General features: G+C 35.8%; 21 protein-coding genes. All 21 read left to right on the top strand.

Features of this window, described 5'->3' with window-relative positions:
- Window positions 1-97: 97 nt before the first annotated feature.
- Window positions 98-247 carry a 50S ribosomal protein L33 gene (gene rpmG, locus CDIMF43_RS10250; protein WP_109841916.1) on the top strand — a complete coding sequence of 50 codons (150 nt, stop codon included), beginning with the start codon at window positions 98-100 and terminating at the stop codon, window positions 245-247.
- Between the two features lie 67 nt (window positions 248-314).
- Window positions 315-851: a 5-formyltetrahydrofolate cyclo-ligase gene (locus tag CDIMF43_RS10245; RefSeq protein ID WP_109841915.1), complete on the top strand. Its 537-nt coding sequence runs from the start codon at window positions 315-317 to the stop codon at window positions 849-851.
- 68 nt (window positions 852-919) lie between these two features.
- Window positions 920-1,618: a rhomboid family intramembrane serine protease gene (locus CDIMF43_RS10240; protein WP_074403195.1), complete on the top strand. Its 699-nt coding sequence runs from the start codon at window positions 920-922 to the stop codon at window positions 1,616-1,618.
- Between the two features lie 23 nt (window positions 1,619-1,641).
- Entirely contained in the window at window positions 1,642-1,863 is a 222-nt protein-coding gene (locus CDIMF43_RS10235; protein WP_074403193.1) for a YqgQ family protein, read from the top strand.
- A 20-nt stretch (window positions 1,864-1,883) separates the two neighbouring features.
- Window positions 1,884-2,852: an ROK family glucokinase gene (locus CDIMF43_RS10230; RefSeq protein ID WP_074403191.1), complete on the top strand. Its 969-nt coding sequence runs from the start codon at window positions 1,884-1,886 to the stop codon at window positions 2,850-2,852.
- Between the two features lie 164 nt (window positions 2,853-3,016).
- Window positions 3,017-4,135: a YqgU-like beta propeller domain-containing protein gene (locus CDIMF43_RS10225; RefSeq protein WP_074403190.1), complete on the top strand. Its 1,119-nt coding sequence runs from the start codon at window positions 3,017-3,019 to the stop codon at window positions 4,133-4,135.
- A gap of 146 nt (window positions 4,136-4,281) precedes the next feature.
- A complete protein-coding gene (locus CDIMF43_RS10220) occupies window positions 4,282-4,623 on the top strand; it encodes a rhodanese-like domain-containing protein (RefSeq protein ID WP_152877412.1) in 342 nt (113 codons plus the stop codon).
- Window positions 4,624-4,850: 227 nt separating this feature from the next.
- Window positions 4,851-5,450 carry a signal peptidase I gene (gene lepB / locus CDIMF43_RS10215; protein ID WP_074403188.1) on the top strand — a complete coding sequence of 200 codons (600 nt, stop codon included), beginning with the start codon at window positions 4,851-4,853 and terminating at the stop codon, window positions 5,448-5,450.
- Between the two features lie 233 nt (window positions 5,451-5,683).
- Window positions 5,684-6,217, top strand: a complete 534-nt coding sequence (locus CDIMF43_RS10210; protein ID WP_074403187.1) for a YqeG family HAD IIIA-type phosphatase — start codon at window positions 5,684-5,686, stop codon at window positions 6,215-6,217.
- Window positions 6,207-7,340, top strand: a complete 1,134-nt coding sequence (yqeH, locus tag CDIMF43_RS10205; protein ID WP_074403186.1) for a ribosome biogenesis GTPase YqeH — start codon at window positions 6,207-6,209, stop codon at window positions 7,338-7,340. The genes CDIMF43_RS10210 and yqeH overlap by 11 nt, the downstream gene beginning before the upstream one ends.
- A gap of 50 nt (window positions 7,341-7,390) precedes the next feature.
- Window positions 7,391-7,711, top strand: a complete 321-nt coding sequence (gene yhbY, locus CDIMF43_RS10200) for a ribosome assembly RNA-binding protein YhbY (RefSeq protein WP_034569019.1) — start codon at window positions 7,391-7,393, stop codon at window positions 7,709-7,711.
- Between the two features lie 12 nt (window positions 7,712-7,723).
- Window positions 7,724-8,359: a nicotinate-nucleotide adenylyltransferase gene (locus CDIMF43_RS10195; RefSeq protein WP_332888386.1), complete on the top strand. Its 636-nt coding sequence runs from the start codon at window positions 7,724-7,726 to the stop codon at window positions 8,357-8,359.
- 1 nt (window position 8,360) lies between these two features.
- On the top strand, window positions 8,361-8,948 hold the full coding sequence (gene yqeK / locus CDIMF43_RS10190) for a bis(5'-nucleosyl)-tetraphosphatase (symmetrical) YqeK (RefSeq protein ID WP_109842373.1): 588 nt from the start codon (window positions 8,361-8,363) through the stop codon (window positions 8,946-8,948).
- An 11-nt stretch (window positions 8,949-8,959) separates the two neighbouring features.
- Window positions 8,960-9,319 (top strand): ribosome silencing factor, encoded by a 360-nt coding sequence (gene rsfS / locus CDIMF43_RS10185; RefSeq protein ID WP_034569023.1) that lies wholly within the window; start codon window positions 8,960-8,962, stop codon window positions 9,317-9,319.
- 1 nt (window position 9,320) lies between these two features.
- Window positions 9,321-10,058, top strand: a complete 738-nt coding sequence (locus tag CDIMF43_RS10180; protein WP_074403184.1) for a class I SAM-dependent DNA methyltransferase — start codon at window positions 9,321-9,323, stop codon at window positions 10,056-10,058.
- 108 nt (window positions 10,059-10,166) lie between these two features.
- On the top strand, window positions 10,167-11,939 hold the full coding sequence (gene recQ, locus CDIMF43_RS10175; RefSeq protein WP_109841914.1) for a DNA helicase RecQ: 1,773 nt from the start codon (window positions 10,167-10,169) through the stop codon (window positions 11,937-11,939).
- A gap of 21 nt (window positions 11,940-11,960) precedes the next feature.
- Window positions 11,961-13,145, top strand: coding sequence for a nucleotidyltransferase (locus CDIMF43_RS10170; protein ID WP_109841913.1), 1,185 nt, complete (start codon window positions 11,961-11,963; stop codon window positions 13,143-13,145).
- Window positions 13,146-13,333: 188 nt separating this feature from the next.
- Entirely contained in the window at window positions 13,334-13,894 is a 561-nt protein-coding gene (locus CDIMF43_RS10165) for a YceD family protein (RefSeq protein ID WP_109841912.1), read from the top strand.
- A gap of 75 nt (window positions 13,895-13,969) precedes the next feature.
- Complete coding sequence (gene rpmF, locus CDIMF43_RS10160) at window positions 13,970-14,149, top strand: 50S ribosomal protein L32 (protein WP_034569032.1); 180 nt, start codon at window positions 13,970-13,972, stop codon at window positions 14,147-14,149.
- 160 nt (window positions 14,150-14,309) lie between these two features.
- Window positions 14,310-14,684: a DUF3397 domain-containing protein gene (locus CDIMF43_RS10155; RefSeq protein WP_109841911.1), complete on the top strand. Its 375-nt coding sequence runs from the start codon at window positions 14,310-14,312 to the stop codon at window positions 14,682-14,684.
- A 259-nt stretch (window positions 14,685-14,943) separates the two neighbouring features.
- Window positions 14,944-15,375 (top strand): division/cell wall cluster transcriptional repressor MraZ, encoded by a 432-nt coding sequence (gene mraZ, locus CDIMF43_RS10150; RefSeq protein ID WP_034573446.1) that lies wholly within the window; start codon window positions 14,944-14,946, stop codon window positions 15,373-15,375.
- Window positions 15,376-15,389: the final 14 nt, after the last annotated feature.

Raw genomic sequence — 15,389 nt, 5'->3', positions numbered from 1 at the left:
GCTAGTAAGTTGTTAAAAAAAATGATATGATATTCAAGTCCGAAGGTACCCAATTGAGTATCTTCTAAATTATGGTTTAATGCTTGGAGGGAAAGTCATGCGTGTAAACATCACATTGGAATGTACTGAGTGTAGAGAACGTAACTACCACACAAAGAAAAACAAACGTAACAATCCAGACCGTGTTGAATTCAAAAAATATTGTCCGCGCGAACGTCGTGCGACATTACATCGTGAAACAAAATAACAACAGGAATCCTGTTGTTTTTTTTGTATTTAAAAGTCATTAAATGAGATAAAGAGGAGGCGTCTTTATGAATAAAAACGAATTACGAAAAATAATTTTAGCTGAACTAAAGGCATTGGACCCAGAGACAAAAAAACAAAATGAAGAGCGTCTTCTAAGCCAATTATTTCAATCAGATTACTTTTTAAAGGCAAAAACGATAGGGATAACATTGTCACAAAAGATTGAAATTGATACGCAACCAATTATTGAAAAATGCCAAACTCTTGGAAAAAAAATCGTGATTCCGCGAACTGGATTACAAGGTAAAATGGATTTTTGTTTGTACGAAGCAGAAACTAGTTTAGAAACAACTTCTTTTGGGATTCTTGAACCAACGTCAACAGTACCCAGTGTGGATAAAAATCAGATAGATTTATTGATTGTTCCCGGTGTTGCATTTTCAATAGCAGGTTATCGTATTGGTTTTGGAGCGGGTTTCTATGATCGCTATCTTGCCGATTACCAAGGCGACACTGTTTCGCTTGTACTACAACCTCAAATAAGAAATGATTGGACTCCAGATAGTTACGACATTCCAGTCAAAAAATTGTTTACTGAATAAACGATGGAAAAAACAAATTAGATTCGCTATAATAAAGAACAGAACCATAAGAAAAACGAGGTGGCGCATTGACGAATCAAAAAAAGATCCCATTAAATGAACTATTAAAAAAACCGATTGTAACGTATAGCTTTTTAGCCATTCAACTGATTATTTTCCTATTAATGACAATGGATGGAGGCAGTGAAAATAGTGTGACTCTTATCAAGTATGGAGCAAAAGAAAATACGTTTATTGCGATGGGGCAATGGTGGCGTTTAGTCACACCAATGTTTGTTCATATTGGAGCGCTTCACATTATCGTAAATTCTGTAACGTTATATTACTTAGGGATACAATTGGAAGGTGTTTTTGGTCATTTACGATTTGCTTTGATTTATCTATTAAGTGGAATTGCGGGAAATGTAGCAAGTTTTGCTTTTAATGATGCAATTTCAGCAGGTGCTAGTACGGCGTTGTTCGGTTTATTTGGAACAGCATTGATGCTAGCAGAAACTTTTAGACACAATGTTCAAATGCAAGAAATGGCTAAAACTTTTGGAATCTTTATCGGTTTAAACTTAGTAACAGGATTTATGTCTACCTCAGTGGATAATTCAGGCCATATTGGTGGCTTAATTGGGGGATTTTTAATTGCAACAGCGATTTCTGTACCAAAAGCATCAAGTGACTTGACAGTGAAGCGGATTTTAGCAGGAGTAGCTTATCTGATTGCGATTGCTTTCTTTATCGCAATCGGTTTCAAAAAAATGCAAATCGGGTTATAATGTGAAGGACGTGAAGTAAAGTTATGCGAATCTTATATGATGTACAGTTACTACTAAAAAGATTTGGCATCTATGTTTATGTAGGGGAGCGATTGTGGGATATTGAGATGATGTCAATTGAACTAAAAAGTTTAAAAGATTCAGGTTTAATTGATGATGACGTCTATATACCAGCGGCTTTGGTTTTACGAAAAGAGCATCGTATGGAAGAAGAAAAACAAAAAATCATTGGTTTGGATAACTAACAACTTGGAGGAATAAAACAATGTCTAAAAAACTAATCGGAATTGATTTAGGTGGTACAACCATTAAATTTGCCATTTTAACAGTAGATGGAGATGTGCAACAAAAATGGAGCATTGAAACAGATACGACAAATGAAGGCACAAAAATCGTCCCAAGTATTGTGGCGTCGATAAATAAACATATTGCAAAATATGAAATGTCCCACAGCGACTTTATTGGAATCGGTATGGGCTCTCCTGGTACTGTTGACCGTGAGTTAGGAACGGTAATTGGTGCGTATAATTTAAATTGGAAGACATTGCAACAAGTCAAACAAGAAATCGAAGCTGGAACAGAGATTCCGTTTGCTATTGATAATGATGCAAATGTAGCGGCCTTAGGAGAGCGTTGGAAAGGCGCTGGAGAAAATGGCGATGATGTCACTTTTATTACATTAGGTACTGGTGTAGGTGGTGGAATCATTGCTGAAGGTCGTTTGCTACACGGTGTTGTTGGAGCAGCCGGTGAAATTGGTCATATTACAGTAGATCCTGGTGGTTACGACTGTACTTGTGGTAAAAAAGGATGTTTAGAGACGGTTGCAAGCGCAACGGGTGTTGTACGAGTAGCAAGAGATTACGCCGATGAATTTGCAGGCGATTCACGTTTGAAATATTTAATTGACGACGGTCAAGAAGTTACAGCTAAAACAGTTTTTGATTTGGCTAAAGCCGGTGACGTCTTAGCGATTAAAGTAATTGACAAAGTGTCTTATTATTTAGGCTTAGCTTGTGGAAATATTGGCAATATGTTGAATCCTTCTGACATCGTAATTGGTGGAGGCGTTTCAGCAGCTGGAGATTTTCTATTAGAACAAGTTCGTCATTACTTTGAAGAATTTACTTTCCCGCAAGTTCGTCATAGTACAAACTTGAAATTAGCGCAATTAGGCAATGATGCAGGTGTTATTGGTGCAAGCTCATTAGCAAAACAATTTCTAAAAAAATAAACACAATAAATCATTGAGGCAACTTCTCAATGATTTTTTTTGTAGCCAAAAAAAGGAGAGTCTCAATGGCTTAGAGGTGCGAAAGCAACCCCTGTATGCTATACTTGAACTACGTTTTTTCAAAAAAATAACTATGTAAAAGTAGAAGACATTGGGTGATCTAGATGAGACAAAAACAGCGAGATAGCTATAGAGTTTTAGTTTTGTTTCTTTTGATTAGCCTTTTTTTAGTGGGCTGTCATCCAACTAAAAAAATAGATGACACCAAAAAGCAGGCAAGTAAAGAAACCGTGACGTTAAAAAAAATTCCAATTGAAACAGATAGTTTTAAAAAAGTAATTGGTTGGCTAAATGATGAGGAAGTGTTGATTCATTGTGGCTATGAATTTAAAGATGTTTTATATCGTTTTAATGTAAAAACAGGAAAATTACACCTTATTTATCAGCCGAATGCATTGATTTTAATTGCTCTTTTATCACCAGATCAAACAAAAATCTTTATTCAACTAGCTCATGAAAAAGACAGTGAAATTCAGGTCATTAATTTATCAGGTGAAAAATTACAGACTAAAACAGTTGACACCATGGGGTATTTAAATGTTAGTTGGAACCCTGTTTCGTTAGATCAAATTTTTTTATCTTATTATCAAAATGAAAATAAAATTGTCGTCAGCAATTGGGACATTGGGAAAAACACGACTAAAGAAGTACCAAGCGATACCTTAAATCCTGTTTGGTATTCCGAAAATCTCTATGTCTACGTTAACAATCAAAATGACTTCTTGTTGAAAAAAGGCGAGCTTTATTTAGGGGATATCCGAACAGGTGAAAGTACACATTTAAGGAATCAAGTTTCAGGGTTTTATTTAAATCAAGACTCCTTAGTGATGTTTACGCCATCTGATTTTAACGACAATGATTTATTAGTGAGTTATCAGTATCCATTCATGGTGGACAAGGGTTTTTTAGAAGTTCCTAAAATGACGATGAATGATCGTTTGGTTTTTCCATATTTAACTCAACTAGAGCGAAAATCAGCTATATATGGAGTGTTGCCTAAAGAAACCGTTCATTTAGAATTGACAGCTGGAAAATTTCATTTAGCCAAATTAAATTTCGAAAAAAGAAAAGTGGAAACCATTGTTGATTTGCCAGATAACGCTCCTATCCTCATTTCACCAGACGGCAAGTCCATGCTATACGGCTGGCGATTTGAAAGTATTATCAATCTTGAAAATAAAAAAATAGACTCTTTATTAAAAGATAAAGGAACCATTAAATAGCTTCTTCATTTTTTTCTCAAAAAATAGGTGGTAAAATGCCCCGTTCTTGTGTAGAATTGTTCAATGAAGGTTATTGACGAAAGGGGAAAAACAACGTGAATGGAAATTTAATTGTTAACATTATTTTAGCCATCATTTTACTAGGAATGATTGGGTACGAAGTGTATCAACATTTTAATCGCAAGCGGGCTGCAGTTATTTTAACTGAAGAAGAATTTAGAGAAAATATGCGTAAAGTCCAAGTAATTGATGTTCGTGAAAAACCAGAATTTGATGCAGGGCATATCTTAGGTGCTCGTAACATTCCTTATTCAGGATTTAAAACGAGAATGGTAGAAATTAGAAAAGATATTCCTGTTTATTTATACGATCAGAAAAAATCAATGAGTGGACGTGCAGCGGTTAAATTGCGCAAAGCAGGATACACCAAAATCTATCGACTAAAAGATGGGTATCAAAATTGGAACGGCAAAATCAAAAAAAAATAAGCATCAACTAAAAAACCTTATGCATAAGGTTTTTTTATTTAAGGCTTAACTAAAAGACAACATTCTAAACCTAAAACAAGCCAAAATGAATTCAATTTAGATTAAAGTTATTTTATTACTCTTTTTTCTGTGTGGTTAGAAAATATAAAATAAAAAAAGTAACTATTTTTATTGAAATTTGATATAATAGAACAAAATCAATTGCAATTGAAGGAGCCTATTTTTTTATGAATACAAATGAATCCAATAAAACAAAGAAAACGAAAAAGAATGTTTCAGTTAAAAAGGAAATTTTAAGTACCTTGATGACCTTACTTGTAGCATTAGGAATTGTTATGTTATTAAGAACTTTCATTTTTACACCGGTTATAGTCAAAGGGGAATCAATGAATCCCACTTTGGAAAACAACGACCGCATCTTATTGTTAAAAATGGAAAAAGTGAAACGATTTGATATCGTCACCTTCCCAGCACCAGACAATCCAAGTGAAAACTATGTAAAAAGAGTTATTGGCTTACCTGGCGACGAAATTAGCTATAAAAATGACATCTTAACCATTAACGGTAAAAATTACGATGAACCGTATTTAACTGAATTTAAAGCCAATCTGCCAGCTGGTGAAAACTTAACAACTGATTTTACATTAGAACAAATTAGTGGGGTATCCAAAGTTCCAACAGGCAAGTATTTAGTGTTAGGCGATAACCGTCAAAATTCAAAAGATGGTCGTATGATTGGCTTTATCGATGCAGACGATATTCAAGGAGTTGCGGATTACCGCATTTGGCCAATTACAACCTTTGGACGAATTGACAAAGCTGAATAGCTTAAAAACAAACCTATCCTAGTGACAGGTTTGTTTTTTTTTATGAGTGAAGCGGTATCATTGGGAAGAAAAATCTTACTTAAACAATCAAATCAAGAGAGAAACAACGATTTAGTAAAATGAATAAATTAAATAGGTGAAATTTCTTAGAAAATAGCGTATAATTAACGAGATAAGAAAAGTGGTGGGGTACTGATTTTTTAGTGCTCCTATTTTATTGCTAAGGAGAAACTATGTTTACTAAATTCAAACCAACATGGATGGTGGAAGCCATTTATCAAATTACACCAGAACAATTAAAGAAACGCAATTTCAAAGCGGTACTAACTGATTTAGATAACACGTTGATTGCATGGAACAACCCAGATGGAACAGCTGAACTTTTAGGGTGGATCGACGAAATGAAAGCAGCCAACATTCCTGTGATTGTTGTGTCAAACAATAAAGCGACTCGGATTGAACGAGTAGTGGAACAATTAGGTCTTGATTACGTTGCAAGATCAATGAAACCATTGACAAAAGGTTTTAAAGAAGCAGAAGCAAAATTAAATTTACCAAAAGAACACATTCTGATGGTAGGTGACCAAATCATGACGGACATCCGCGGAGCTAACGCTGCTAAGATTCAAAATGTATTAGTTAAGCCAATTGTAACGACTGATGCGTGGAACACAAAGTTCAACCGTTTGATGGAAAGACAGATTATGAACTACTTATTGAAAAAGCATCCAGAAATGAATTGGAGGAATACAATTGATGGAGAATAACGAATTAGATTTAAATGAAGAAATTCGCTGTATTGGTTGCGGAGCAATCATCCAGACAACGGATAAAGACAAACTAGGTTACACTCCAGTCTCAGCATTAGAAAAAGGTTTAGAAAGCGGAGAAGTCTATTGTCAACGTTGTTTTAGACTAAGACATTACAATGAAATTCAAGACGTTAAACTTACCGATGACGATTTCTTGAAATTGTTGAACGAAATCGGCACAAAAGACGCGTTAATTGTAAACGTGATTGATATTTTTGATTTTAATGGTAGCTTGATTCCTGGACTACATCGTTTTGTTGGAAACAATCCGGTTTTACTAGTAGGAAATAAAGTTGATTTGCTACCAAAATCATTAAAACGTGGCAAAATGACACAATGGTTAAAAGAACGTGCCTTTGAAGAAGGACTACGCCCTGAAGATGTCATTTTAACAAGTGCAATGAAAGCAAAAGAAATGGATAGCCTACTAGAAACCATTGAAAAACATCGTAAAGGCCGTGATGTATTTGTAGTGGGGGTAACCAATGTTGGAAAATCAACCTTGATTAATCAAATTATCAAAAACACAGCTGGCGTAAAAGATTTAATTACGACTTCACAATTTCCAGGAACAACCCTTGACCGTATCGAGATTCCATTAGAAGATGGGAAAAATTTAATTGATACACCAGGAATTATTCACCGTCACCAAATGGCACACGTTTTAGGCGATAAAGATCTAAAATTGATCGCTCCTAAAAAAGAAATTAAGCCAATGGTTTACCAATTAAATGAAGAGCAAACCTTGTTCTTTGGTGGAGTAGCACGTTTTGATTACTTGAAAGGTGGTCGCAGATCCTTTACGTGTTTCCTATCCAATGATTTGAAAATTCATCGTACAAAGCTTGAAAAAGCCGATGAACTGTATGCAAATCATGTGGGAGGAATGTTGCAACCCCCTCGCCAAGAAGAAGTGGAAAGCTTCCCTGAATTGGTTCGTTTTGAATTTTCTGTCAAAGAAAAAAGCGATATTGTCTTTGCTGGTTTAGGTTGGGTAACGGTTAACGAACCAGGTGCAGTGGTAGCTGGTTGGGCGCCAAAAGGCGTTAGTGTTGTGATTCGTAAATCATTGATTTAATAAATTAAAATAGAAAAGTCGTACAAAAGCGACTTAATGGAGTTGAAAGCATGAATTTAACAGGAAAACAAAAACGTTTCTTACGAAGCGAAGCGCACCACTTAACCCCTATTTTTCAAGTTGGAAAAGGCGGATTAAGTGATGAAATGATGAAACAAATTGGCGAAGCTTTAGAAAAAAGAGAGCTTTTAAAAGTTAGCTTGCTTCAAAATACAGATGAAGAAGTTACTGAAGTAGCAGCAGCTATCGAAAAAACAGTTGGGTGTGATGCGATTCAAATTATTGGACGCGTGATTGTCTTATTCCAACCCTCAACAAAAGAAAAATACCAACGCATTTCAAGTCGACTTCCTAGAGTGAAAGCTAATTAATCAAAAGGTTAGGTGATTTCATTGAAAAATCAAACAATCGTGATGACAAAAGCAGAACCACTCGTTGAGCAGCGTAAACGAGTAGGGATTATTGGCGGAACGTTTAATCCACCTCATATTGGTCATTTAGTAATTGCCGATCAAGTAGGACATCAATTAGGATTAGATACCATTTATTTTATGCCGGATGCGAAGCCGCCACACATTGATCGAAAAGAAGCAGTAGATGCAACTCATCGCTTAAAAATGGTGGCCTCAGCAATTGAAGGCAATCCGCTATTTGAACTAGAAGAGCGAGAAATCCTTCGTGGTGGGAAAAGCTATACTTTTGATACAATGCTTGAATTAACCAAAGAACATCCTGAAATCGACTATTATTTTATTATTGGTGGCGATATGGTTGAATACTTACCAAAATGGTATCGTATTGACGAATTGATTCAATTGGTTCAGTTTGTTGGCGTGAAACGACCAAATTATGGAACCGATAGCCCTTATCCCATTATTTGGGTAGACGTACCAGCGATTGATGTCAGCTCAACAGATCTTCGAAAAAAACTTGAATTAGGTTGTCCCGTTCACTATTTGATTCCTGAAAAAACTCTTACTTATATTAAAGAAAAGGGGTTGTATCAAGATGACAAATAAGATGGAATACACTACTAACTATTTAAAAATGAGTCGTGTCGAACTACTTGAGCGCGTTCAAATGCAAATGAGTGAACGCCGTTTCAAACATGTTTTAGGCGTAGAAGAAATGGCGATTGCGTTAGCCGGTCGTTACGAAGCAGACCTTGAGGCAGCTAGTATAGCTGCGCTGACGCATGACTATGCAAAAGAGCGCGATCGCGATGAAATGCAAGAATTAATCCGTAAAGAAGGCTTTGACTTGGATTTGCTCAATTACGGAAGCGAGATTTGGCATGGTCCAGTGGGCGCGTTTTTAGTTCAAAAAGAACTAGGTGTTCAGGATGACTTGATTTTAGATGCCATTCGTAAGCATACGGTAGGAGCAAGTGAGATGACGTTGTTGGATAAAATTATTTATGTAGCAGATTTTATCGAACCGAATCGCGATTTTCCAGGAGTAGCAGAAGCTAGAGAAATTGCGATTCGTAACTTAGATGAAGCCGTTGCCTTCGAAACAAAACATACTTTACACTATTTAATTGAAAAAAATACCAAAATTTACCCACAAACCATTGCAACTTACAATACATGGGTTGCCAAATCATAGGAGGAAATCAATTGACAATATCAAGTGAAGAAATTTTAGAAATCGCCGTAAAAGCAGCAGACGACAAGCGTGCAGAGGACATCATGGCGATGGACGTGCGCAACATTTCAATTCTAGCAGATTATTTTGTAGTGATGCACGGAAACAGTGAAAAACAAGTAGAAGCAATTGTAAACGAAATTGTCGATCAAGAAGAAATGGCTAAAGTAGAAGTAAAACGTATCGAAGGAAGAGACTCAGCTAAATGGATGCTGATTGATTTAGGAGACGTTGTTGTTCACGTATTCCATTATTCAGAACGTTCATTTTACAATTTAGAAAAATTATGGAGTGACGCTCCATTAGTTGATATCTCAAAAATGGTTGACTAAGATGAGTTATCAAACATTTGCACAAGTTTATGATGCCATTATGGATGACTCGTTATATGGAAAATGGCTTTCGTTTGTCAAACAGCAAGTGGCAACAAAAGACCAAAAAATATTAGAATTAGCTTGTGGAACAGGGGCCTTAGCCGTCACCTTAAAACAAGCAGGTTTTGATGTGACAGGTCTAGATTTATCTGAAAACATGTTGACCTTAGCGAATGAACGAGCTCTAAATGCTGGTGTGAAATTGCCTTTAATTGAAGGCGACATGCTGGATTTATCTGAAATCGGCACATACGACGTCGTTACTTGTTTTTCAGATTCTATTTGCTACATGCCAGATGAAGCTGCAGTTGGGAAAGTTTTTAGTGAGGTGGCGAACTTATTACCAGCAGAAGGGCAATTTTTATTTGATGTACATTCTGTTTATCAAATGGATGAAGTCTTTCCTGGATATATGTATAATGACGCCTCACAAGAAATTAGTTTTCTATGGCAAAGTTATGAAGGCGAAGTACCACATAGTATTGAACACGATTTAACCTTTTTTGTTTACGATGAAGAACTAGCTAGCTATGAACGTTTTGATGAATGTCATAAGGAACGCACCTATCCATTAGAGCAATACTTACGACTGTTGAAACAAGCTGGTTTTAGTCAAGTCAAGGTTAGTGGAGAATTTGGAACGCAAGAAGTAACGGATCAAACAACCCGTTGGTTTTTTACTTGCTCTAAAAATTAAATCAGCCTAACGAACGGAAAAATCATTCCCGATTTTTCTGTTTTTTTAAAAGAAAAATGAACTTTTACTTAAATAGCAGATAATACAAGGAAAGGAGGGCGCTGAGTAATGAATGAAGAGGCCGTTCAACTTCTACAAGAAATTTATGGGTATCCAGAATTTAGAGTAGGACAACAAGATGTGATTGATAAAGTCTTAGCCAGACAAGATACCTTAGCGATTATGCCAACTGGTGGCGGAAAATCAATTTGCTATCAAATCCCAGCACTTTTATTTAATGGATTAACAATTGTAGTATCTCCATTAATCTCTCTAATGAAAGATCAAGTGGATGCCCTTCTCGAATTAGGGATACCTGCGACTTATATCAATAGCACACTTTCAAATGGCGAAATGCATCAACGGTTAAAAAATGCAAGTAATGGTGACTATAAGTTGTTATACGTTGCGCCAGAACGATTTCAAACAGAAGAAATTTTTTACTTAATGCAGTCGATAGAAGTGCCGTTTATTGCAATCGATGAAGCCCATTGTATTTCCCAATGGGGCCATGATTTTAGACCGAGTTACCTTTCGTTATGCGAGACCTTGCAAAGCATTCACCCAAGACCCACGATTTTAGCCTTAACAGCGACGGCAACGCCTGTTGTTTCAGATGACATACTCCGCTTACTAGGAATTGTACCAGATAATCGAGTTAAAACAGGTTTTTCAAGAGAAAACTTAGCCTTTCAAGTTGTAAAAGGACAAGATCGCAATCGCTTCTTATTAGAATACTTAAAAGTTAATCGCACACAATCAGGAATTGTTTATGCAAGTACAAGAAAAGAAGTTGAACGGATTTATGAATTGCTTTTAACCAAAGGAATTCAAGCTGGAAAATATCATGGTGGGATGAAAGAAAGCGAACGAAATGACGCACAAGAGAAGTTTCTTTATGATAAAGTAACGGTAATGGTAGCAACAAATGCCTTTGGAATGGGAATTGATAAAAGCAACGTGCGCTTTGTCATTCATTATCAAATACCAAAAAATATTGAAGCCTACTATCAAGAGGCTGGACGGGCTGGACGAGATGGGTTAGACAGTGACGCTATCCTCCTGTTTTCACCCCAAGACATGCAGATTCAGCAATTTTTTATTGACCAGTCTGAAATGGAAGAGTCCCTTAAAAAGTATGAGTACAAAAAGCTGCGTGAAATGGCTCAATACGGTTCAACTCAAATGTGCTTACAACGCTTTATTGTTCGTTACTTTGGAGAAGATTGTGAAGACTGTGGGCGTTGTAGCAACTGTTTAGATGATCGCGATGAGGTAGACATTACACTTGAAGCTCAAAAAGTGTTGTCTTGCGTCAAACGGATGGGTGAGACCTTTGGCAAAGCAATGATTATGAAAGTCTTAACTGGTTCAAAAGATCAAAAAATGAAGCAGTGGGATTTTGAAGAATTGTCTACCTACGGACTAATGAAAGGGATGCCTCAAAAAGAAGTCACACAACTGATTGATTACTTAACGGCAGAAAAATATTTAGCCCCAACAGATGGTCAATTTCCTATTTTGAAAATTACAAATACAGGTGTATCGGTACTAAAAGGAGAGTTAAAAGTAAGTCGGAAACAAGCACAAGTGGCTGAAAAAGTAGCTGTGGATGATGCGTTATTCGATGAGTTACGAGGAATTCGAAGTCTCTTAGCAAGCGAACACAAAGTACCTCCGTACATTATTTTTTCAGATGAAAGCCTACGAGAAATGTGTCAAAAATTGCCGCAAACAGATGCTGAGCTGTTGACTGTTAAAGGTGTTGGTGAAAATAAACTTGAAAAATATGGAGCTTATTTCCTAGACGCATTAAAAAAAGCGGAAGCGGTGACTGGCTAAACAAAAAGGAGGAGCAAGGGAATGAAGAGTTGTGGTGTTATTGTTGAATACAATCCTTTTCATAACGGGCATCTCTATCATTTAGAGCAAGCAAAAAAAACAACCAATTGCGATGTTTTGATTGCAGTAATGAGTGGGAATTTTTTGCAGCGTGGGGAACCTGCCCTAGTTGATAAGTGGACAAGAGCAGAAATAGCTTTAAATCACGGAGCGGATCTTGTAATTGAGTTGCCCGTCCAATTTAGCGTCCAATCAGCGGATTACTTTGCTAAGGGCGGCGTGGCGTTGCTCCAGGCATTAAATTGTGATAGTCTGTGTTTTGGTTCAGAAGAAGGAACGGGAGCAGATTTTAAAAGATTAGCTCACCAAGTAGAAGCAAAACAAGCAGTTATTGATGAAGCGTTTCAAAGCTTTAAAAACAACGGCTCAAGTTACCCCGTTCAAATGAATCAAGCAATAAAAAGTGTTTTGCCAACCCATTCAATTGATTTAATGCAACCCAATAATATGTTAGGATTTAGTTATGCAAAAGAAATCCTAAAAGCCCAATCCTCAATGGAAATTAAAACAGTGAAACGACACCTTGCGCAATTTCATGATGAGTCTATTGAAGAAAAAACAATCGCAAGTGCTACGGCGATTCGAAAAGAACTGTTCAATCCGTCAGATTCATTTGAAGAAATTCAAAAAGTAGTACCAGAAGATGTTTTTCAATTTATTTCTACAACAGAATATGTTGACTGGGAAAATTATTGGGAATTTCTAAAATATCGCGTAACAACAATGTCATTAAGCGACTTACGTGGCATTTATCAAGTAAATGAAGGCCTTGAATTTCGATTAAAAGAAAAAGTGAAAGAAGCCTTCGATTTTAATGAATTTATTCAATTGATTAAAAGCAAACGATTGACATGGGTGAAAATCCAGCGTCTCTGTTGTTATATCTTATTAAATCTAACAAAAGTAGAGATGGCTGAGAAAGTTAAACAAGTTGAAGCCATCCGCGTTTTGGGATTTACTAAAAAGGGTCAAGAATACTTGAAAATTAAGAAAAAACAGCTAGAAATCCCTTTGATTACAAATATCAATCAAAAAAATCAACATCTCGTTGATCTTGACATTCGTGCTGGGTTTGTGTATCAAATGGGAAAAACAGATCAAAAAATAAACCAAGATTACCGTCGTTACCCGATTAGAAAAAAATGATAAAAAAAGTTAACCTAATGAATTTATCAGCAGATTTAAGTAAATCGAATAAAAAAATGATAAATCACATTCATTATGAAAACAAATTGAAAACCAAGCTACAAAAGAATTAAGCTGTAAGGTAAAACACATTGACAAAGGTGGTTACAACTAGTATAATTACCTTTGTTGCTTTAGGAGTGATGGAAATGAAATGGTCATTATTAGAATTGCAAAAATATCGCAATGAACCGCTAATTTTTTCTGAAGAGATTGATTTGAAAGAATCCATAATGGTAAGAGAAAGTGAAATCTTAGACATTAGTCCTGTTACCGTTAAAGGTACACTAATTGTTCAAGATGAAATTATCGCCCGTTTGGAAATTTCGTTGGTAATTACATTACCCTCATCTCGTTCGTTAAAACCAGTTTCGGTTCCAATGTTGATTGAAGCTAACGAACTTTATGTTCCAAAAGACGTAACCGATTTTGCAGAAGATGAAAAAAACGAGACGGTCATTTATCTAGATAAAGACCAAATTGATTTGACAGAAACTGTAGAAGATAGTATTCTTTTGAACTTGCCAATGCAGGTGTTTACGCCTGAAGAAGAAGAAAGTGATGAACTGCCTTCTGGAAATGATTGGGAAGTAATTTCACAAGAAATGTATGAAGTGCGGATTGAAGAACAAAAAACACAAAATGTGGATCCTCGTCTTGCTGGTTTAGCAGATTTGTTTCCGGACGAATCTCGTGACAACCAAGAGTAAGATTGGAATAAATCGCTTTTTAACTATAACCCTAGGCAAATAGCAAAAAGCAATCCTTATAAGGAGGTGTAGATCATGGCAGTACCAGCTAGAAGAACATCAAAAGCTAAAAAAAATAGACGTCGTACTCATTACAAATTGGAAGTTCCAGGCATGAACCCATGTCCTAACTGTGGCGAATTGAAAAAGAGCCACCATGTATGTCCAGCTTGTGGGCAATATGACGGTAAAGAAGTAGTAAGCAAAGAAGCTTAATACAAACATTTCATCTTATTCCGTGAGATAATTTGTTAAATCCCTTTTGAGACCATGGCTCAAAAGGGATTTTGTTTTTTCTCTTAAAATTTTTGCATTTTCTAAAGTTCGTAGTACAATAGAAAATGAACGTTAAAAATGAATCAAAGGAGGGAAAGATATGAAGTTACCGATTGCCATCGAAGAGCTGATTCTTTATCTTTTACCAATTTTTTTGCTATGGGGATTAGGAAAATTAATACATAAGGGTTTGTTGGTTTTAAAATGGAATCTTAAAGCGCCTGACTTATTAGTTCCTTTTTTATTTGTAGGAATTCATATTTTAAGTCGTTTATCATTTAATCAAAGTTGGCTCCCGTATTTCACTATTTTTATTTTAGCAATAGGAATTGTCATTTTAATGATGCTAGCTGTAAAAAAAGGGGAAATTTTATACAGCCAATTTTTTAAATTATTTTGGCGATTTACTTTTATTTCTTCGTTCATTCTATATTATGTCCTTGTTGTCATCAACTTAGTTAAAACATTTATTTAATAAAAGTCATTTTGAGAAGCTTTTTTCCGATTTTATTAGGAAAAAAGCTTTTTTTATTTTGTACATACCGACTAATCAAATGAAAAATGGGAAAGCTCCCCACTTTCTTCAATATGAAAGATTTCTTTGTTTTCAAAGGTTATTATGTCAAAACTATGATATATTAATTATTTTTTCTTAAATTTTAAGTTATTAGTGGTGGAAAGTGGGGCGATGTGGTAGACTAAAAATGTATCTTGAAAGTGGGGTGAGTGTAGACATGCTAATGGGTGAATTTAAGCATAATATCGATGCAAAAGGTCGGTTGATTATGCCAGCAAAATTTCGTGAAGATTTAGGCGAAAAGTTCATTATTACAAGAGGAATGGACGGCTGTTTGTTTGGTTATCCAGAAAAAGAATGGACTACACTTGAAGAAAAACTAAAACAACTTCCACTTGCAAAAAAAGATGCTCGTGCTTTTACTCGGTTTTTTTATTCCGCAGCAACAGAGTGCGAATTAGACAAGCAAGGACGAATCAATATTCCTCAAACGTTAAGAGAACATGCAGAACTAGAAAAAGTATGCCATGTTATTGGTGTTTCTGACCGAATAGAAATATGGAGTCAAGATAGATGGGAAAAATTCTCAGAAGAAGCAGAAGAAAGTTTTGATGAGATTGCAGAAAGCATGATCGACTTTGGATTTTAAAAAAGGCGGGAAAA

The sequence above is a fragment of the Carnobacterium divergens genome (assembly GCF_900258435.1).
GTDB classification, from domain to species: Bacteria; Bacillota; Bacilli; order Lactobacillales; family Carnobacteriaceae; genus Carnobacterium; species Carnobacterium divergens_A.
This window is presented reverse-complemented; position numbering and strand designations above follow the sequence as displayed.